Consider the following 18,950-nt stretch of genomic DNA (forward strand, 5'->3'; position numbering starts at 1 on the left):
CGGCGGCGTATTGCCGTTACCGGGCCAGTTTGACGTTCGGCAGGCTGCCGACCAGACCGTTGTAGATGTCCGGCTTGAAGCCGCTGACGCGCGCGCTGCTGGCGCTGAGCACCTTGCGGTTGCCCAGCAGGATCACCGGCGGATCTTCCGCCAGCGTCTGGTACAGCCGGTGGTACAGCGGCTTGCGCCGTTCGATGTCCAGCGTGGCGTTGGCCTGACCGATCAGCGTATCCACCTGCGGATTGCTATAGCCGGTTTCGCTTTCGCTGCTGATGAAGTCGCGCACCCCGTCGTGCGGATCGTTCAGGGTGCTGGTGCTCAGCGACGCCAGGTCATAGTTGCCGGTCTTGCGCTGCGCCAGCAGCGCGTTGAAATCCAGCACCTGCGGCTTCAGAACCACGCCGAGCCGGCAGTAGTTGTCCTTGGCGATCGGCACCAGCGCGTCGTTGAGCAGCTTTTTGGTCACCAGCAGCGTCAGCTCCAGCCGCTTGCCGTCTTTCTGCCGAATGCCGTCGGCGCCCGCTTTCCAGCCCGCCTCGTCCAGCAGCCGTTTGGCCTTATCGAGATCGTAAGCGTAAGGATTGATGCCGGCCGGATCATAGGCCCAGGAAATGGGGGAGATCGGCTGGTTGGCCACCGTGCCGTAGCCCTGGTAGACCACGGCGATCAGCTTCTGCCGATCCAGGCCGTAGATCAGCGCCTGACGCACCCGCTTGTCCTGCAGCGCCGGGCGCCTCAGGTTGAAATCGATGCGGCTGTAATCACTGGAGCTGTAGAGGTTGATGTTGGCGAAACCGAGCAGCTTCAACTGCTCGATATCGTCCGGTTTTGCGGTGAAGGCGTCGTAGTCTGTTTCACCGGTCTGGAACAGCTGGAAGTTGGTGGCCGGGTTGGTGACGCGATAGATAAACCGCGCCATCGGCGGCGCGCCGAGGTAGAAGTTCGGGTTGGCGTGGAAACGGATCTCCTGACCCGGCACGTATTTGTCGTAAATATACGGGCCGTTGCCCAGCGGTTTGCCGCTCAGCGCGCGCACGCCGTCGAGTTTGCCGCGCCGGTAGTCTTTGCCGTAATAGGCTTTGGACAGCACCGGCCCGCCGATCAATTGCAGCGTGGTGGCGCCCGCCTGGGTCGTGGTTATCTGAAGGGTGCGATCGTCGATCACCTTCAACCCGCTGATGCTGTCCGCGGTGCCGTTTTTATAGGCCTCGCCGCCCTGAATATGCGCCGGGGCAATGTCGGTTTCGCCGTCGTAGGCCGGGTCATGCAACAGCGTGAGGGTAAAGGCGATATCCTCGGCCTTGAGCGGCGAGCCGTCGCTGTAGACCAGGTTGGGCCGCAGCTTGATGACATAGGTCAAATTATCGGGGCTGACCTGCCAGGACTCCGCCAGCCGCCCTTCCGGCTTGCCCGCGCTGTCCAGGCCGATCAGCCGGCTGAAGATCACCTCGGTGACGTTCTCATCCCAGCCGTTGGTGAACAGATAAGGGTTGAAAATGCCCTGCGGTTCGAGAATGCCGGCGACCACAGTGTCCTTGCGCAGCTTGGCGGCCGTCGGCACCAGGCCGGCGTCGGTGGCCGGCGTGATGCCTTCCGCCAGCGTTTCCCCCTGCGCGCTGAAGGATATGCCCAATGCGCAGGCCAGCGCCAGCGGCGCTAACCGATTGTACAACAGTTTGTTTATGTTATTTTTTATTCCGCTCACCCACTGCCCCTCATCGACCCGTTGATAAAATGTGACAAAATTTATCGCAGAGTAATGGGCGGCCACAGGGCTGTCTAACAACGAAACCGGCATTCCATTGCCGGAAAAAGCATTATGAGTTTTTCTATTGCGCGGCCGGCGCGGCGAAGCCGTTCAGCCTGCCGGTTCGAGCTGCCGGATAAGTTTGGCTAAGGTTTTGATCGCCGCCTCCATCCTGTCGTTCCATTCGAAAGACGCGTTCAGGCGGAAGCAGTGGTTGAAATGGTCGCCGGTGGTAAACATCCGCCCCGGCGCGATGCTGACGCCCTGCGCCAGCGCGCGCCGATACAGTTCCATCGACGACAGCGCCGCATCCAGCTCCAGCCACAGAAAATAGCCGCCGTCGGGCTGGCTGACCTTGACCGTCGGCGGAAAGTGATGGGCGATCGCCTGACGCATCGCGCTCTGGCGCTGGGCCAGCAACCGCCGCAGCCGCCGCAGATGGGTGTCGTAGCCGCCGTGCAGCAGGTAGTCGGCCAGCGCCATCTGGGTCGGTACGCTGGTGGAGACGGTGCTCATCAGCTGCAGCCGCTGGATCTGCTGGGCGTAGCGCCCCGCCGCCACCCAGCCGACGCGGAACCCCGGCGCCAGGCACTTGGAGAACGACGAGCAGTGCAGGATCTGGCCGCCGCTGTCCAGCGCCTTGGCCGGCAGCGGCCGCTCGGCGCTGAAATACAGCTCGCCGTACACGTCGTCTTCAATCAGCGAAATCTGCCGCTCGCGCAGCAGCGTCACCAATTGCCGTTTATGCTCATCGGGCATGCTGGCGCCCTGCGGATTCTGAAAGTGGGTCATCAGCCAGCAGGCCTTGATCGGATACTGCTCCACCGCCTGCTGCAACGCATCGAGATCGATGCCGTCCTGCGGATGGGTGGCGATCGCCACCGCCTTCAGCCGCAGCCGCTCCAGCGCCTGCAGCGCGCCGTAAAACGCCGGCGACTCGATCGCCACATAGTCGCCGGGCTGGGTCACCGCCTGCAGGCTGAGGCTCAGCGATTCCATCGCCCCGGCGGTGATGACTATCTCATCCGGCGCCACCTGCATGCCGCTCAACGCATAACGTTGCGCGATGTGCCGCCGCAGCGCGTCATTGCCCGGCGGCAGGTTGGCCAGCGAACTGTGCGGGGTAAACTTGCGCGCCACGCTGCTCAACGCCCGCGCCAGCTTGGGCTGGGCAAACAGCGTGGCGTCGGGAAACGCCGAGCCGAAGGGCACGATGTCCGGATCCTGGCAGGCCTGCAGCACGTCGAAGATAAAGGCGTTGATATCGACCTGTTCGCTCAGCAGCAGCTTCTCGCCGCGCGCCGGCTGCGGCAGCGGCTGCGGACGCGCCGCCACGTAGTAGCCCGACTGCGGCCGGGCGACGATCCAGCCCTGGCTTTCCAGCAACTGATAAGACTGCACCACCGTCATCAGGCTCAACCCGGCGCGTTTTCCGCTCTCGCGCAGCGAAGGCAGCTTGTCGCCCGCCCGCCATACCCGATTCTGGATCTGTTCTCTGATCTGCTGCGCAAGCTGCTCGTATCTGGTCATAGGCCCTAACTGTTATATGAAAAAGTGAAATAACTGTCACTATTATAGTCACTGTACTCCGTGCTTAACTTGACGCCAAGCTTTCCACACAAAAATGACAGCCACACTCAAGAGGTTAATTTATGTTCAACCCAAGGGGCGCCATGCTGGGTCTTGATGCACTGGAACTTGCCCGAATACAGTTCGCCTTCACCGTATCTTTTCATATCATCTTTCCCGCCATCACCATCGGGCTCGCCAGCTACCTGGCGGTGCTGGAAGGGTTATGGCTGAAAACGCGCAATGCCGCCTACCGCGATCTGTATCATTTCTGGTCGAAGATTTTCGCCGTCAACTTCGGCATGGGGGTGGTTTCGGGGCTGGTGATGGCCTACCAGTTCGGCACCAACTGGAGCTTCTTCTCGGAGTTCGCCGGCAGCATTACCGGGCCGCTGCTGACCTATGAGGTGCTGACCGCCTTCTTCCTCGAGGCCGGCTTCCTCGGCGTGATGCTGTTCGGCTGGAACCGCGTCGGCCCGGGCCTGCACTTTTTCGCTACCTGCATGGTGGCGCTGGGCACGCTGATTTCCACCTTCTGGATCCTGGCCTCCAACAGCTGGATGCAGACCCCGCAGGGGCATGAGATCATCAACGGCCAGGTGGTGCCGGTCGACTGGCTGAAGGTGATCTTCAACCCGTCCTTCCCGTATCGCCTGCTGCACATGTCCACCGCCGCCTTCCTGTCTTCGGCGTTCTTCGTCGGCGCCTCCGCCGCCTGGCACCTGCTGCGCGGCCGCGATACCCCGGCGATGCGCAAGATGCTGTCGATGGCGATGTGGATGGCGCTGATCGTAGCGCCGGTGCAGGCGATGATCGGCGACGCCCACGGGCTCAACACCCTGAAATACCAGCCGGCGAAGATCGCCGCCATCGAAGGCCACTGGGAAAACCCGCCGGGCGAGGCGACGCCGCTGATCCTGTTCGGCTGGCCGGACATGCAGCGGGAAGAAACCCGCTTCAAGCTGGAGGTGCCCTACCTCGGCAGCCTGATCCTGACCCACAGCCTGACCGAACAGGTGCCGGCGCTGAAATCCTTCCCGCCGGAAGATCGCCCAAACTCCACCCTGGTGTTCTGGTCGTTCCGCATCATGGTGGCGCTGGGCATGCTGATGATCCTGGCCGGGGTATGGAGCCTGTGGCTGCGCTGGCGCGGCGGGCTGTATCATTCCCGGCCGTTCCTGCATTTCATCCTGTGGATGGGCCCTTCCGGGCTGCTGGCGCTGCTGGCGGGCTGGTTCACCACCGAGATCGGCCGCCAACCCTGGGTGGTGTACGGCCTGCTGCGCACCGGGGACGCGGTATCCGCGCACGGCGACCTGCATATGAGCATCAGCCTGCTGGCGTTTATCGTCGTCTACTGTTCGGTGTTCGGCGTGGGCTATTCCTACATGATGCGCCTGATCCGCAAAGGGCCGCAGCGGCATGAGCCGCACGCAGACGACACCGAAGGCCGGCCGGCGCGCCCGCTCTCCGCAGTTAAAGACACCTTGGACGACAGGAGCTGAACATGGGCATCGATCTTCCGCTGATTTGGTTGGTGATCATCGTCTTCAGCACCATGATGTACGTGGTGATGGACGGCTTTGATTTGGGCATCGGCATCCTGTTCCCGTGGGTGAGGGACAGCGGTGACCGCGACGTAATGATGAACACCGTCGCCCCGGTATGGGACGGCAACGAAACCTGGCTGGTGCTGGGCGGCGCGGCGCTGTTCGGCGCCTTCCCGCTGGCCTATGCGGTGATCCTCGACGCGTTGGCCATTCCGCTCACCCTGATGCTGTTCGGGCTGATTTTCCGCGGCGTGGCCTTCGAGTTCCGCTTCAAGGCCACGGCGGAAAAACGCCATATCTGGGATAAGGCGTTTATCTGGGGGTCCATCTTCGCCACCTTTAGCCAGGGGGTAGTGGTCGGCGCCATCATCAACGGCTTTCCGGTCAACGGCCGCAGCTACGCCGGCGGCGCGCTGGATTGGCTGACGCCGTTCGCGCTGTTCTGCGGGCTGGGGCTGGTGGTGACCTACGCCCTGCTCGGCTGCACCTGGCTGGTGATGAAAACCGCCGGCGAGCTGCAGGCGCGCATGTATCGCCTGGCGACGCCGCTGCTGATAACCCTGTTGCTGGTGCTGGCGGCGGTCAGCGTCTGGACGCCGAGCGCCCACCCGGAAATCGCCGCCCGCTGGTTCCAGCTGCCGAATCTGTTCTGGCTGTTGCCGGTGCCGGCGCTGGTGCTGCTCAGCGCCTGGGGCATTCGACGCGGCGTGAGGCGCGGCGCGCACTATTCGCCGTTTATGCTGACCCTGCTGCTGGTATTCCTCGGCCTGAGCGGGCTGGGCATCAGCATCTGGCCGCTGCTGATCCCGCCGTCCATCAGCCTGTGGGACGCCGCCGCCCCGCCGCAAAGCCTCGGCTTTATGCTGGTCGGCGCGTTGTTCATCATCCCGATTATTTTGGTGTATACCTTCTGGAGCTACTACGTGTTCCGCGGCAAGGTCAGCCATGACGATGGCTATCACTGATGAGGGAGAAAAGCATGCAACGTGAAAATACCCCGGCGCCGGCCCCCTGGTGGAAACGCGTCGGCTGGCTGGCGATCATCTGGAGCGCCAGCGTGCTGGGGCTGTTCGCCGTCGCCTCGCTGTTCCGCCTGCTGATGACCGCGGCGGGGATGAAGTCGCATTAGCGCCGGGCGTTATCTGGCCACGCGGTTGGGAAAGTAGAAGGACACCACCAGCGTGACCAGCGGCAAGGCGCCGATCTTCGGCAGTTCGAACACCTGCCCGATCGGCTCGTTTTATTAGCGAACTGCGCAACGCTTCGCAGATCCGGCAACGGCCGCAGAATCAGCCGCCGCTGTCGGCCCGGCGGCGGCGTGGTCAGGTTCAGCGGCGATTGCGCACCAGCTGATAACGCCGGGTCAGGTACTCTACCGGCACGCTCCAGATATGCACCAGGCGACAGAACGGGAACAGTACGAACAGCGTCATGCCCAGCACCATATGCAGCTTGAAGATCGGCGCCACGCCCGCCAGATGTTGCGAAGCGCCGGCGTGGAAGGTCACCACCGCCTGCGCCCAGGCCACCAGCTTCATCATTTCGCTGCCGTCCATATGCTGGGCGGAGAACGGAATGGTCAGCAGACCGAGGCACACCTGCACCACCAGCAGCGTCAGGATCATGATGTCGGCAAAGCTGCTGGTGGCGCGCACCCGCGGGTTGGTCAGGCGGCGTTTCAGCAGCAGCGCGCCGCCGATCAGCGTCATCACTCCGCAGGCGCCGCCGGCGATCATCGCCAGCTTCTGCTTCACCTCGATCGGCAGGAAGGACTCATACATCCAGTGCGGCGTCAGCATGCCGAGGAAGTGCCCGGCGAAGATGCCCAGAATGCCGATGTGGAACAGGTTGGAGGCCAGGCGCATGCCCTTTTTGTCCAGCATCTGGCTGGAGCCGGCGCGCCAGCTGTACTGGCCGTAGTCATAGCGCAGCCAGCTGCCGATCAGGAAAATCGCCCCCGCCAGATAGGGGTAGATGTCGAAGAAAAACTGATTCAAAAATTGCATGATTATCTTCCTTTGGGTGCCGTTGCAGCCAGATCCAGATATTGCGGCGCCACCGCGCCGGCGAAGCGCCGCTGATGTGCGGTTTGCCGATCGGAACCGCAGCCCGGTTGTTCGCCAAGGAACCTGATCTGTTCCTCTTCCCACACGGCGTCCAGCGCCTGCGGCGTGTCGTCGCGCGCCTCTTTCGCCACCTGCGTCTCCAGCGCCTGCGCCTGCACTTCGCTGCCCGACAGCGCCAGCAGCAGCTCAAACAACACCGCATAAGGGCTTTCCCGCTGCAGCAGGCGGGCGCCGAGCAGCGCCAGGATCGGCGCGATGTCCTGCAGCCCTTCGCGCGCCTGTTCGCCGCTGCGGCTGGCCAGATATTCCAGATACAGCGGCAGGAAATCCGGCAGTTCGCGGCTGTCGATCTCCAGCCCGGCGGCGCGATACTGCGCCATCAGGTCGACCATCGCCTGGCCGCGATCGCGCGATTCGCCGTGCACGTGCTCGAACAGCAGCAGCGAGGTGGCGCGGCCGCGGTCGAACAGCTCGCAATAGTCGGCCTGCACGTCCAGTAACGGCCGGGCGCACAGCCGGCGGATAAACAGGATCAGCTGCGCGCTGTGGTGCAGATCCAGCTCACTGGCCGGCTCCAGCGCTTCGATCAGCGCCTGCTGATGGTCAAACAGCGCCTGTTCCGGGTAATCGAGCAGGCGGGCGATCACTTTCAGGCTGATCATGAGGCATCCTCCGGGCGTACGGTTTTTTGCGTCACGTCGATGGCGTCGATGCGGCGGCTGTTGAACAGGTTGAACTTGCCGTCGCTGCCGTGGCAGCCGTCGCCGAAGCTGAAGCCGCAGCCCTTGCTTTCCGGGAAGGCTTCGCGCGCCAGTTCGCGGTGGCTGGACGGCACCACGAAGCGGTCTTCATAGTTGGCGATCGCCAGGTAGCGGTACATTTCCTGCGCCTGCGCCTCGCTCAGCCCGACCTGCTCCAGCGCGCTGGTGTCCACCACGCCGTCGACGGTCTCGGCGCGTTTGTAGTGGCGCATCGCCAGCATGCGCTTGAGCGCCAGCAGCACCGGCGCGGTGTCGCCGGCGGTCAGCAGGTTGGCCAGGTACTGCACCGGAATGCGCAGGCTTTCTACGTCCGGCAGCACGCCGCTGTGCGCCAGCTCGCCGGCGTCGGCGGCCGACTGAATCGGCGACAGCGGCGGCACGTACCACACCATCGGCAAGGTGCGGTATTCCGGGTGCAGCGGCAGCGCCAGCTTCCAGTCCATCGCCATTTTGTACACCGGCGACTGCTGGGCGGCGTCGATCACGCCCTGCGGCACGCCGTCGGCCAGCGCCTGGGCAATCACCGCCGGATCGTGCGGATCGAGGAAAATATCCAACTGGCTCTGATACAGATCCTTGTCGTTTTCCACCGCCGCCGCCTGCTCGATGCGATCGGCGTCGTACAGCAACACGCCGAGGTAGCGGATGCGGCCGACGCAGGTTTCCGAACACACCGTCGGCTGGCCGGCCTCGATGCGCGGGTAGCAGAAGATGCACTTCTCGGACTTGCCGCTCTTCCAGTTGAAGTAAATTTTCTTGTAGGGGCAGCCGGTCAGGCACATGCGCCAACCGCGGCATTTATCCTGGTCGATCAGCACGATGCCGTCTTCGCCGCGCTTGTAGATAGCCCCGCTCGGGCAGGTGGCGACGCAGGCCGGGTTCAGGCAGTGTTCGCATAAACGCGGCAGATACATCATGAAGGTGTTTTCGAACTGGCCGTACATCGCCTTCTGCATGTTGTCGAAGTTTTTGTCCTGCGAACGCTTTTCGAATTCGCCGCCGAGGATCTCCTCCCAGTTCGGACCGTTTTCAATCTTCTTCATGCGCTGGCCGGTGATCAGCGAACGCGGGCGCGCCACCGGCTGGTGTTTGCCCTGCCTGGCGGTGTGCAGATGCTGGTAGTCGTAGTCGAACGGTTCGTAGTAGTCATCCAGCGCCGGCACGTCCGGGTTGGCGAAGATTTTCGCCAGCAGGCCGACGCGGCTGCCCATGCGCGGTTCCAGCTTGCCGTTGATTTTACGGATCCAGCCGCCCCGCCACTTTTCCTGATCTTCCCAGGCGTGCGGATAACCGACGCCGGGCTTGCTTTCCACGTTGTTGAACCAGGCGTATTCCATGCCTTCGCGGCTGGTCCAGACGTTCTTGCAGGTTACCGAACAGGTATGGCAACCGATGCACTTGTCCAGGTTCAGCACCATGCCGACTTGAGAACGAATTTTCATTGGGTTTTCTCCTGCTGGCTGCCCTGCGCGTAGTCGTTGCCTTCGCCGTCTAACCAATCGATATTGTTCATCTTGCGCACCACCACGAACTCGTCGCGGTTGGAGCCGACGGTGCCGTAATAGTTGAAGCCGTAAGCCAGCTGCGCGTAACCGCCGATCATGTGGGTCGGTTTCGGGCAGGCGCGGGTCACCGAGTTATGGATGCCGCCGCGCTGGCTGGTGATTTCCGAGCCCGGAATATTCACGATGCGTTCCTGGGCGTGGTACATCATGGTCATGCCGGGCGGGATGCGCTGGCTGACCACCGCCCGCGCCGTCAGCGCGCCGTTGGCGTTGAAGGCTTCGATCCAGTCGTTGTCCGCGATGCCCAGATCTTTGGCGTCATCCTCGCTCAGCCAGACGATCGGCCCGCCGCGCGACAGGGTCAGCATCAGCAGGTTGTCGCTGTAGGTGGAGTGGATGCCCCACTTCTGATGCGGCGTCAGGAAGTTCAGCGCTTTCTCCCTGTTGCCGTTCGGCTTGCTGTTCAGCAGCGGCTGCGCGGCGCGGGTGTCGATCGGCGGCCGGTACACCAGCAGGCTTTCGCCGAAGGCGCGCATCCATTCGTGATCCTGATACAGCTGCTGGCGGCCGCTGAGGGTGCGCCAGGGGATCAGCTCATGCACGTTGGTGTAACAGGCGTTGTAGGACACGTGTTCGTCTTCCAGGCCGGACCAGGTCGGGCTGGAGATGATTTTGCGCGGCTGGGCCTGGATATCGCGAAAGCGAATTTTTTCGTCTTCCTTGTTCAGCGCCAAATGACGATGATCGCGCCCAGTGATGTTGCTCAGCGCCTCCCAGGCTTTCACCGCCACCTGGCCGTTGGTTTCCGGCGCCAGCGACAGGATCACTTCCGCCGCATCGATGGCGCTGTCGATTTTCGGCCGCCCCGCCGCCGGGCCGTCGGCTTTCACGTAGTTCAGCTGCTTCAGGAAGTCGACCTCGGTCTGGGTGTTCCAGCTGATGCCCTTGCCGCCGTTGCCGAGCTTGTCCAGCAGCGGCCCCAACGAGGTGAAGCGTTCGTAGGTGGCCGGGTAATCGCGCTCCACCGCGATGATGTGCGGGGCGGTCTTGCCGGGGATCAGGCCGCATTCGCCCTTTTTCCAGTCCTGCACGCCGTAAGGCTGCGCCAGCTCGGCGGCGGAGTCGTGCTGGATAGGCAGGGTCACCACGTCGGTTTCCTGGCCCAAATGGCCGACGCACACTGCGGAGAACGCCTTGGCGATCCCCTTGTAGATCTCCCAGTCGCTCTTCGAATCCCAGGCCGGATCGACCGCCGCCGACAGCGGATGAATGAACGGATGCATGTCCGACGTATTCATGTCGTCTTTTTCGTACCAGGTGGCGGTCGGCAGCACGATGTCGGAGTACAGGCAGGTGCTGGACATGCGGAAATCGAGCGTCACCACCAGATCCAGCTTGCCTTCGCCGCCCTGCGCGCGCCACTCCACCTCTTCCGGCATCACGCCGCCCTGCTGGCCGAGATCCTTGCCCTGAATGCCGTGCTCGGTGCCCAACAGATACTTGAGCATGTACTCATGGCCCTTGCCGGAGGAGCCCAGCAGGTTGGAGCGCCAGACGAACAGGTTGCGCGGGAAGTTTTGCGGGTTGTCCGGCTGTTCGGCGGCGAAGCCCAGCGCGCCCGACTTCAGGGCGTCGACGGTGAACTCCACCGGCGTCTGGCCGGCGGCCTTGGCCTGCGCCGCCAGCTGCAGCGGGTTGGTGCCCAGCTGCGGCGCCGACGGCAGCCAGCCCATGCGCTCGGCGCGCACGTTAAGGTCGATCAGGCTGCCGCTGAAGCGCGATTTATCCGCCAGCGGCGACAGCAGTTCATCGGTGCCGACGGTTTCGTAACGCCACTGGCTGGAGTGGTTGTAGAAAAACGACGTGCTGTTCATATGGCGCGGCGGGCGCTGCCAGTCGAGGCCGAACGCCAGCGGCAGCCAGCCGGTCTGCGGCCGCAGTTTTTCCTGGCCGACGTAGTGCGCCCAGCCGCCGCCGCTCTGGCCGACGCAGCCGCAGAAGATCAGCATGTTGATCAGCCCGCGGTAGGTCATGTCCATGTGGTACCAGTGGTTGACGCCGGCGCCGACGATGATCATCGAACGGCCGCGGGTCTTTTCGGCGTTTTGCGCGAACTCACGGGCAATGCGGATGATATTGTGGCGCGATACGCCGGTGATCTGTTCGGCCCAGGCCGGCGTGTAGGCCTTGACGTCGTCGTAGCTCGCGGCGCAGTTGGCGTCGTTCAGGCCGCGTTCCAGGCCGTAGTTGGCCAGCGTCAGGTCATAGACGCTGGTCACCAGCGCCTCGCGGCCGTCCGCCAGGCGCAGGCGTTTTACCGGCAGCTTGTGCTGCAGGATCTCTTCCAGCGCGACGCTGTTGAAATGCTCGCCTTCGGCGCCGCCGCTCTTGATGCCGCCGAAATAAGGGAAGCCCACCTCGGCCACCTCGTCATGGCTGCCCAGCAGGCTCAGCTGCAGCTCGACGTCCTGCTGCTCCTTGCCTTCGCGCTGCTCGAGGTTCCACTTGCCCTTTTCGCCCCAGCGGAAACCGATGGAGCCCTGCGGCGCCACCAGCTCGCCGCTGCGCTGGTCGATGGCGACGGTTTTCCACTCGGGATTGTTTTCCTGGCCCAGGCCGTCCACCAGATCGGCGGCGCGCAGCAGGCGGCCGGCGGCGTAGTGCCCCTCTTCACGCGGCTCCAGCAACACCAGCATCGGCATGTCGGTATAGCGGCGCACGTAATCGCGGAAGTAACTCACCTCGCGATCGAGGTGGAACTCTTTCAGCATCACATGGCCCATCGCCAGCGCCATCGCGCTGTCGGTGCCCTGTTTCGGGTTCAGCCAGTGGTCGCACAGCTTGGCGACCTCGGCGTAGTCCGGCGTCACCGCCACGGTTTTGGTGCCCTTGTAACGCACCTCGGTGAAGAAGTGGGCGTCCGGGGTGCGCGTCTGCGGCACGTTGGAGCCCCAGGCGATAATGTAGGAGGAGTTGTACCAGTCGGCCGACTCCGGCACGTCGGTCTGCTCGCCCCAGGTCATCGGCGAAGCCGGCGGCAGGTCGCAGTACCAGTCGTAAAAGCTCAGGCAGGCGCCGCCGATCAGCGACAGATAGCGCGCGCCGGCGGCGTAGGACACCATCGACATCGCCGGGATCGGCGAGAAGCCGATGATGCGGTCGGGGCCGAAGGTTTTGGCGGTGTAAACGTTGGCGGCGGCGATCAGTTCGTTGACCTCCTGCCAGCTGGAGCGCACAAAGCCGCCGCGGCCGCGCGCGACCTTGTAGCTTTTGGCTTTTTCAGGATCGCTGACGATAGCGCCCCAGGCGTCGACCGGATCGCCGTGCTGCGCCTTGGCTTCGCGCCACAGCTTGAGCAGGCGCTTGCGCATCAGCGGGTATTTCAGCCGGTTGGCGCTGTAGAGATACCAGGAATAGCTGGCGCCGCGCGGGCAGCCGCGCGGCTCGTGGTTCGGCAGATCGGGGCGGGTGCGCGGATAGTCGGTCTGCTGGGTTTCCCAGGTCACCAGGCCATTTTTCACGTAAATCTTCCAGCTGCAGGAGCCGGTGCAGTTCACGCCATGGGTGGATCGCACCACCTTGTCGTGCTGCCAGCGGCTGCGGTAGCCGTCTTCCCAGTCGCGGTTGGTGTTCAGCGTCTGGCCGTGTTCGCCAGAAAAAGGCTCCGCCAGCTGCTTGAAGTAGCGGAAACGGTCTAAAAATTTGCTCATCCGGAAGGCTCCTGAAGGCTCTTGTCGTTATAAGAAGACATGCTCAATCTGCCGCCAGCCTACTGAGGGCGGTACGGCGGCGATTTGATTGCGATCAAGAGAAGGCGGTGGAAAAAGCGCCGGAGGCGACGGGAATACCACCAAAGTATAACTCCGAAAACTCGATATAAATAATTGATAATAAACCGATAAACGAGGATTGACGGACTGGGTGAGGACGGAAGGATAAGAGATGGGGTATTTGGGGGTAGAACGCGGGAGCAACCTCCCGCGTGGCGCTAACTCGAAGAATTCAGCGTTGAAGCCACAGGGTCGCCGTGCCCACCGCGGGCAACGCCAGCCTGACCTCCGCGCCCGCCTCCTGCGGCCGCCAGCCCGCCGGGAGGCGCAATCGGGTGTTGGCCTCTCGATAGTAGGGATTGGCCGCCAGCAACAAGGCGCGATCGCCCAGAATAAACATCCGCGCCGGGATTTGCGGGTCGCTTCCCGTCAGCGGAGTCGATTTCCCCGTCAGCAGATAAGGGGTGAAGGCGGCGATTTGCTGCGACACGGCGGCCACCCCACGCCAGGCGGCGTCAAACTCCCGCTGGTCGAAGCGGCCGGTTTTGCGCTTGTAGAACAGGTCGGTATAGGAGTAAAGCAGCAGCCCCTTGGCGCCGCCGATCAGCGCCTGCCAGGCCTGATTGCGGATTTCCGCCTCTGACGGCGGATGCGGCCGGCGGCGGGCGTCATAGGCGGCGTGATCCATGATTTGCATCACCACCCAGGCTCCGCGCGCCTGGCGGGCGGCCTGCACCGTCAGCGCGGTATAACGCGTGGTGCGCGTCAGATCGCGATCGTTCCCCACCGGGTAAGGATCGGTCGCCAGAATGTCGCTGCTGTTGAAGTAAGCGTCCAGCTCCCCGGTTTTGTTCAGCACCTGGAAGGTGGGATGATCGCCGTCAAGCCGCTTGATTTGCAGGTTTTTTTCCTCGATTTTATCGAGATATTCCGGCCCCAGCTCATCGTTGATGTACCAGGCGAGCAGGTTGGGCTGCGAACGCAAGCGCTGCACGTACCAGGCGGTCATCGCCGCGTAGTCGCCGCCGCCGCGGACGGCCGGGGCGAAACGGCTGCCGCGATACTGATCTTTGACGGAATAGATAACCAGCAGCCCGCGCTTGCGCGCGTTGCGGAAAAAGGCGTAAGGATCTTTCTTTTCTCCATAGTCATAGTTCAGCACCGTGTTGAATCCCGCCGCCGCGATGCGCGCCAAATGCTCATCGGTAGCCACGTTGGCGTAGATGCCCAGCGGGAAAATCCGTTGGCCGTCGCGCAGGGTAAAGCCTTCGCTGTCGATCGCCACTTTGGCCGCCGGCTGCCCGACGCGAAAAGACAGCTCACTGCCCTGCGCCTGCCGGGATTGCGCGCCGCTGACCTGCTGGCGCAGGCGGTATTCCCCCTGGGCCAGGCCGGTCGGCGGTTGGTATTCGATGCGGCGCTGCCCTTCGACCCGATAACGGCCGCGGCTGCTGTGGATAACCTGCCCCTGGGCATTGAGCAATTCGCTGTCGACCTGCACATGCTGCGGCTGCGGAGTGACCAGCAGCGTGTCGACCTTACCCTGCGCCGACGGGCCGAGCTGATACAACGCCGGCGCAGGCGCGCGAACGCACGCATAGGCGTCGTCAAACCAGGCGCTGCCGGTGCTGCCCTTGCGCAGATAGACGCCAAAGGTGACCCGCGCCGCCTGCGGCGGCACGGTATAGCTGGCGCTCACCTGCCGCCAATCGCTGTCGCCGGCCACCCCGGCCGGATAGGCGCCTTCCAGAAAGCGCCCCTGCGCATCGAAGCTCTGCAGATAAACCGCGGCGCCGCCGTCGCGGCCTTGCCCCCGCACGCCGCGGGTCTTGAGCCAAACGCCGAAATCGATCGTCTGCCCCGGCGCCACCCGCAGCGCCTGGCTGAAGGTCCGGTACTGCGCGGCATCGGCATTGTCGTAGCGCAGGCTGCGCTTGCCGCTGTGCGCATCGTCGTCGGCCTGCGCGCCCTGCGCGCGCCAGCCGCCGAGCCCCTGCTCAAAGCCGGGGTTGGCCAACAGCGTGGGTTGGCAGCCCTGCGCCAGAGCCGAAACGCTCCACCAGGCGCAGCAGCCCAGCGCCGCCATCCGGTACATGCCCCTCATGGTCATTGCCTTTTCATCGCGGCATTGAGCAGATAGGTGGCGAACAGATAGCAGGATTTCTGGTAAGACAGCCCCAGATGCTGACGGTAAATCCGCCATTGCCAGTCCGCGGCGCGGATTTTGTTGCCCGACAGCGAATGGCTCGACAGCCGGTAGCAGGCCAGCGGTTCGGGAATGCAGTAAGCCAGGCCGTTACGCGCCTTCTGCAGCACCGCCAGCCACATCAGGTAGTCCTCATGACCCACTTTCTGCTGGTACACCTTGCCGATGCGCTTTTGGTTGTAGATGCCGGTGAGATTGCCGATCCAGTTGCTTTTCAGCATGTCCTGATAGCCGATAAGCTCATCCGCGCCGCGGGTGTTTTTGATCAACTTCAGGTCGTCTTCGAAGGTGTAATAATGCGAACACACCACGTCGTAGCGGCGGGTCTGCAAGATGCTCGCCTGGCGCGACAGCTTGTTGGGGAGCCAGACGTCATCGCTGTCGCAGAAGGCGATATAGTCGCCGCCCGCCGCCTCGATGCCGATGTTGCGCGTTTCCGCCACGCCCTGATTATGCTCATTGCGTATATAGGTCAGGCGGTCGTGGATGAACGGCCGCACCACCTCGGCGGTGTTGTCGGTGGACGCATCGTCGATCACATACAGGTGATAGTCGGTAAATCGCTGGTTCAGCACGCCAAGAATCGACTCTTTGATAGAGTTCGCCGCGTTGTAGGCCGGCATTATCACGGATATTTTTTCCATTCTGTCCTCACTCGGTGAGCTGTCGCCACTGGGGATAAATACGTTCGGGAGAAAAACGGCGAGACTTCTCCAACGCGGCGTTCGAAAAGCGCTCGCGCAGGCCCGGATCGCCCATCAGTTTGAGCACCCCGTCGCTGAAGGCGGCGCCGTCGTCGTCGGGCACCAGATAGCCGTTGACGCCGTCGTCGATCAGCTCGGCCGGGCCGGTCTTGCAGTCGTAGGCCACCAGCGGCAGGCCGAAGCTCATGGCTTCGATCAGCACCATCGGCAACCCCTCATAGCGAGACGTCATCAGATACAGGCTGGCCTGGCGATAATAGGCCGCCACGTCGGCGGTGGCCGGCAGCAGGCTCACCTGCCGCTCCAGCCCGGCGCTGGCAATCTGCCGCCGCAGCGCGTCGCGCTCCGGGCCGTCGCCGACAATCAGCAGCCGCCAATCCGGCGCCTGCGCCGCCACCCCTCGCCACAGCGCGATCAGACGATCGAAGCCTTTCTGGTTGCTCAACCGCCCCACCGCCAGCGCCACCTTTTGCTGCAGCTCCGGCGTCGGCGCCTGCGCGCCGAACGGCGAAACGTTCTCGATCACCCGGCACTTCCCGGCGCCCACCCAGCGGGCGATGGCGTCGCGATCCTGCCGCGTCAGGAAAATCACCCGATCGCCCAGCCGGTAAACCAGCAGCTTCAGCCACTTGAATACGCGCGGATACTGGTGAAAACTGACGTGTTCGCTCAATAACAGCCGGCTGCGGGCGCAAAACAAACGCAGAAAAGGCGTCATCACCACCGACAGTTTTCCCATGGAAACGGTGATGATCACGTCCGCGCGTTCACGCCGCAGGGCCAACGCCAGCCGCCATGGCCAAAACAGCGAGCCGCCGCCGCCGCAGCGCAGCCGGACGTCGGCGGCCAGCGGAAAGAAGCTCCGCTCGCCAAACAGCGAAAACACCGCCACCTCGTAATCCGGCAGGCGCGCCAGCGCATTGGCCAAACCGCTGGCGACCCGTTCGGTGCCGCCCTTGCCCGCCATATTTTCGATAACGACGATTACCTTGCGTGGTTGCATATCATCTCCTGAATCCCTGGCGCACATTGCGCAGCAGCCGGCCGCCGACCGGGAACAACCCCAACCGCGCCAGGCAATCGCCATACCATTTGATCATCTTGAACTTGCCGCTCAGGCTGTGGCGCACGATGCGCGACGAGTAATAATTGAACGCCTGGGCGTTTTCGGAATACAGCGAGGCCAGCAGGTGCTTGCAGGCGAATCCGCTGATATGGCGATCGCTGGGGCTGAGGAAGGTGTTGATAAAGCGGTCGCTGGCCTCCAGATTGAGCTTCGCCGTCATGCGGCCGTCGCGCCCCACGTCGAGGAACACCCCGCCGCCGGCGTCGTGCGCCACATGGGCGCCCAAATTGGTGGCGTTGACCAGAAAGCCCCAATCCTGATGCTTGTTGAGAAACTCGGGAAATAAAAAGCGGCGATCGCTTTTTTTACGCATGCTGATGGTGGATGAGCGAATATCGCCCATTTCCAGAAAAAGAAAATCCTCGCCGGAAGAACCGGTTTTATAGTGGAAGTTGAAGTCGCGCACCGAATCGCCGCTCACCTCCGCATAGTTGCCGAAGATAATATCGATATGGCGATCTTCGTGTTTCTTCATGCGGCGAATAATATAGTTGGTGGTGAAGTAATCGTCCGAGTCGAGAAAAAACACGATCTCCGATTGCGCCAATCGGCTGCCGAGATTGCGCGACACCGCCGCATTGCTCTTCTGTTTTTTCTCATGCAGCATCACGTTGCTGTTGGTCGCCGCTATCTGGCGAATATGTTTGATGTCGTCCTCGTCGGAACAATCATCAACCAGAATCACCTGATAATCGAACCCTTGGCAGGCGTTGAAAATCCGCTTCAGGGTTTTAGGCAGGTAGCGCGCACTGTTATAAATAGGAATCACGATCGAGAAATCCATTTCTTACCCCTCCAGTTTCGAATTGATCATTTCTTTTCCACGGCAAAGCAACAATAAAGACACGTTGAATACCGGGACCAGGAAATAGGTTTCCGTAAAAGTTGTCAGCAGGAAAACAGCCACCACCCAGCGCATGAACCGACTCAGCCTGCGCATGTTTCCCAACAGCTGGAAATAACAGGAAAGCATGACGACAGAGGCGATCCCGCCGGCCGAATAAAACATGGCGATGTAAAAGAAGTCGACCGGCTTATAAGGTTCGATGTTCATGCCGAACAGCGGATTGGGCAGCCCCACCGCCTGAAACATCTGCCATGAGAACCAGATGCGCCCGGTCAGCGCCTGGTTCAGCAGTACGTCCAACGCCGGATTGCTCCCCCAACGCATCACGCTGGCGAACTGAAAGCCGAGAATGGCCAACGTCAGCGCGATGCAGACTTTTCTATTGGGGGCGACGCGCAGCAGCGGCGCCAGCCAAAACAGCAGCAGCATCAACAACGCCAGCATGAAACAGGTGCGAGAATAGGAATACATCAGCACCGGCAGAATTAACGCCGACACCGCCAGCGAGGCGATGTTTTTCATGCCGCGCGTTAATTTCGCCAGGTCGATCAGGCACAGCAGCATGGCGAACAGGGCAAAAAAATAATACGCCAGGGTATTCGGGTTATCGAAACCCAGCGTTAATCTGTTGCCGTAACGTTCATCCAGATAAACAAATCCATCGGTGTAAAAGGTATAGGGAATAACCATCAACAGCCCGGCGACCACAAAGGCGATGGCGAACATTTCAGCGCCGCGCGCCATCTCGATGCGGCGAAATAAAATGATCACCGCCGTGCTGAATACCGCGCCAAAAAGATAATCGCCATGCCCGGTAGCGATATTAATCAGAAACAGCAGAACCAAAAATCCCGCCACCGCCTTTTCCGCCAGCGTGGCGATAAAAAAAGCATAGCCGACATAGAGCAACATCAGGCCATTAAGCCCCATCACGGCTTTATTGATCAGATCGCTGTTGAACGATCCCGAGGTCAGGAAGGTTTTCACGAAAAATATCAACAGAAAGGTCAACACTATTGATTGATTGACCAAGTCCCGCGACTGATTATAACCGGCATTGGCATGCGCGTGAAAACTGGAGGCGACTCTCTGCATAAGC

Annotated in this window: 14 protein-coding genes; 3 read left to right on the forward strand and 11 right to left on the reverse strand. The window is 62.2% G+C overall.

Annotated features, from left to right (window positions below):
- Nucleotides 1-16 precede the first annotated feature (16 nt).
- Nucleotides 17-1,705, reverse strand: a complete 1,689-nt coding sequence (locus D7I37_RS22830) for an ABC transporter substrate-binding protein (protein WP_207205540.1) — start codon at nt 1,703-1,705, stop codon at nt 17-19.
- Nucleotides 1,706-1,858: 153 nt separating this feature from the next.
- Nucleotides 1,859-3,277, reverse strand: a complete 1,419-nt coding sequence (locus tag D7I37_RS22835; RefSeq protein WP_061794621.1) for a PLP-dependent aminotransferase family protein — start codon at nt 3,275-3,277, stop codon at nt 1,859-1,861.
- 143 nt (nt 3,278-3,420) lie between these two features.
- Between D7I37_RS22835 and D7I37_RS22840 the strand changes: the two genes are divergently transcribed.
- From D7I37_RS22840 to D7I37_RS22850, 3 genes are read left to right on the forward strand one after another with little or no spacing between them, the layout of a single operon-like run.
- Nucleotides 3,421-4,821, forward strand: a complete 1,401-nt coding sequence (locus D7I37_RS22840; RefSeq protein ID WP_129544808.1) for a cytochrome ubiquinol oxidase subunit I — start codon at nt 3,421-3,423, stop codon at nt 4,819-4,821.
- 2 nt (nt 4,822-4,823) lie between these two features.
- Nucleotides 4,824-5,831, forward strand: a complete 1,008-nt coding sequence (gene cydB / locus D7I37_RS22845) for a cytochrome d ubiquinol oxidase subunit II (protein ID WP_061794623.1) — start codon at nt 4,824-4,826, stop codon at nt 5,829-5,831.
- A 14-nt stretch (nt 5,832-5,845) separates the two neighbouring features.
- Nucleotides 5,846-5,995 (forward strand): DUF2474 domain-containing protein, encoded by a 150-nt coding sequence (locus tag D7I37_RS22850; protein ID WP_370671102.1) that lies wholly within the window; start codon nt 5,846-5,848, stop codon nt 5,993-5,995.
- 199 nt (nt 5,996-6,194) lie between these two features.
- On the opposite strand, the gene narI is transcribed toward D7I37_RS22850, so the two are convergent.
- From narI to D7I37_RS22895, 9 genes are all read right to left on the reverse strand, one after another.
- Nucleotides 6,195-6,872, reverse strand: coding sequence for a respiratory nitrate reductase subunit gamma (gene narI / locus D7I37_RS22855; RefSeq protein WP_061794624.1), 678 nt, complete (start codon nt 6,870-6,872; stop codon nt 6,195-6,197).
- A 2-nt stretch (nt 6,873-6,874) separates the two neighbouring features.
- A complete protein-coding gene (narJ, locus tag D7I37_RS22860) occupies nt 6,875-7,594 on the reverse strand; it encodes a nitrate reductase molybdenum cofactor assembly chaperone (RefSeq protein WP_061794625.1) in 720 nt (239 codons plus the stop codon).
- The gene (gene narH, locus D7I37_RS22865) at nt 7,591-9,135 is read right to left on the reverse strand and encodes a nitrate reductase subunit beta (RefSeq protein ID WP_129544427.1); all 1,545 of its coding nucleotides are present in this window, start codon (nt 9,133-9,135) and stop codon (nt 7,591-7,593) included. The genes narJ and narH overlap by 4 nt, the downstream gene beginning before the upstream one ends.
- Nucleotides 9,132-12,908: a nitrate reductase subunit alpha gene (locus D7I37_RS22870; RefSeq protein WP_129544428.1), complete on the reverse strand. Its 3,777-nt coding sequence runs from the start codon at nt 12,906-12,908 to the stop codon at nt 9,132-9,134. Before D7I37_RS22870 ends, narH begins: the two co-directional genes overlap by 4 nt.
- 292 nt (nt 12,909-13,200) lie before the next feature.
- Nucleotides 13,201-15,072, reverse strand: coding sequence for a carbohydrate binding domain-containing protein (locus tag D7I37_RS22875; protein ID WP_262119227.1), 1,872 nt, complete (start codon nt 15,070-15,072; stop codon nt 13,201-13,203).
- Nucleotides 15,073-15,074: 2 nt separating this feature from the next.
- Nucleotides 15,075-15,818: a glycosyltransferase family 2 protein gene (locus D7I37_RS22880; protein ID WP_061794627.1), complete on the reverse strand. Its 744-nt coding sequence runs from the start codon at nt 15,816-15,818 to the stop codon at nt 15,075-15,077.
- A 7-nt stretch (nt 15,819-15,825) separates the two neighbouring features.
- Nucleotides 15,826-16,881, reverse strand: a complete 1,056-nt coding sequence (locus tag D7I37_RS22885; protein WP_129544429.1) for a glycosyltransferase family 4 protein — start codon at nt 16,879-16,881, stop codon at nt 15,826-15,828.
- A 1-nt stretch (nt 16,882) separates the two neighbouring features.
- On the reverse strand, nt 16,883-17,788 hold the full coding sequence (locus tag D7I37_RS22890; protein WP_061794629.1) for a glycosyltransferase family A protein: 906 nt from the start codon (nt 17,786-17,788) through the stop codon (nt 16,883-16,885).
- A 3-nt stretch (nt 17,789-17,791) separates the two neighbouring features.
- A complete protein-coding gene (locus tag D7I37_RS22895) occupies nt 17,792-18,865 on the reverse strand; it encodes a hypothetical protein (protein ID WP_231922055.1) in 1,074 nt (357 codons plus the stop codon).
- Nucleotides 18,866-18,950: the final 85 nt, after the last annotated feature.

The sequence above is a fragment of the Serratia sp. 1D1416 genome (assembly GCF_003641105.1).
GTDB classification, from domain to species: domain Bacteria; phylum Pseudomonadota; class Gammaproteobacteria; order Enterobacterales; family Enterobacteriaceae; genus Serratia; species Serratia ficaria.

Coding starts and splice junctions, on each gene's coding strand:
- D7I37_RS22835 (WP_061794621.1), bottom strand. CDS start 3,277: ATGACCAGATACGAGCAGCTTGCGCAGCAGATCAGAGAACAGATCCAG.
- D7I37_RS22840 (WP_129544808.1), top strand. CDS start 3,421: ATGCTGGGTCTTGATGCACTGGAACTTGCCCGAATACAGTTCGCCTTC.
- cydB (WP_061794623.1), top strand. CDS start 4,824: ATGGGCATCGATCTTCCGCTGATTTGGTTGGTGATCATCGTCTTCAGC.
- D7I37_RS22850 (WP_370671102.1), top strand. CDS start 5,846: ATGCAACGTGAAAATACCCCGGCGCCGGCCCCCTGGTGGAAACGCGTC.
- narI (WP_061794624.1), bottom strand. CDS start 6,872: ATGCAATTTTTGAATCAGTTTTTCTTCGACATCTACCCCTATCTGGCG.
- narJ (WP_061794625.1), bottom strand. CDS start 7,594: ATGATCAGCCTGAAAGTGATCGCCCGCCTGCTCGATTACCCGGAACAG.
- narH (WP_129544427.1), bottom strand. CDS start 9,135: ATGAAAATTCGTTCTCAAGTCGGCATGGTGCTGAACCTGGACAAGTGC.
- D7I37_RS22870 (WP_129544428.1), bottom strand. CDS start 12,908: ATGAGCAAATTTTTAGACCGTTTCCGCTACTTCAAGCAGCTGGCGGAG.
- D7I37_RS22875 (WP_262119227.1), bottom strand. CDS start 15,072: ATGAGGGGCATGTACCGGATGGCGGCGCTGGGCTGCTGCGCCTGGTGG.
- D7I37_RS22880 (WP_061794627.1), bottom strand. CDS start 15,818: ATGGAAAAAATATCCGTGATAATGCCGGCCTACAACGCGGCGAACTCT.
- D7I37_RS22885 (WP_129544429.1), bottom strand. CDS start 16,881: ATGCAACCACGCAAGGTAATCGTCGTTATCGAAAATATGGCGGGCAAG.
- D7I37_RS22890 (WP_061794629.1), bottom strand. CDS start 17,788: ATGGATTTCTCGATCGTGATTCCTATTTATAACAGTGCGCGCTACCTG.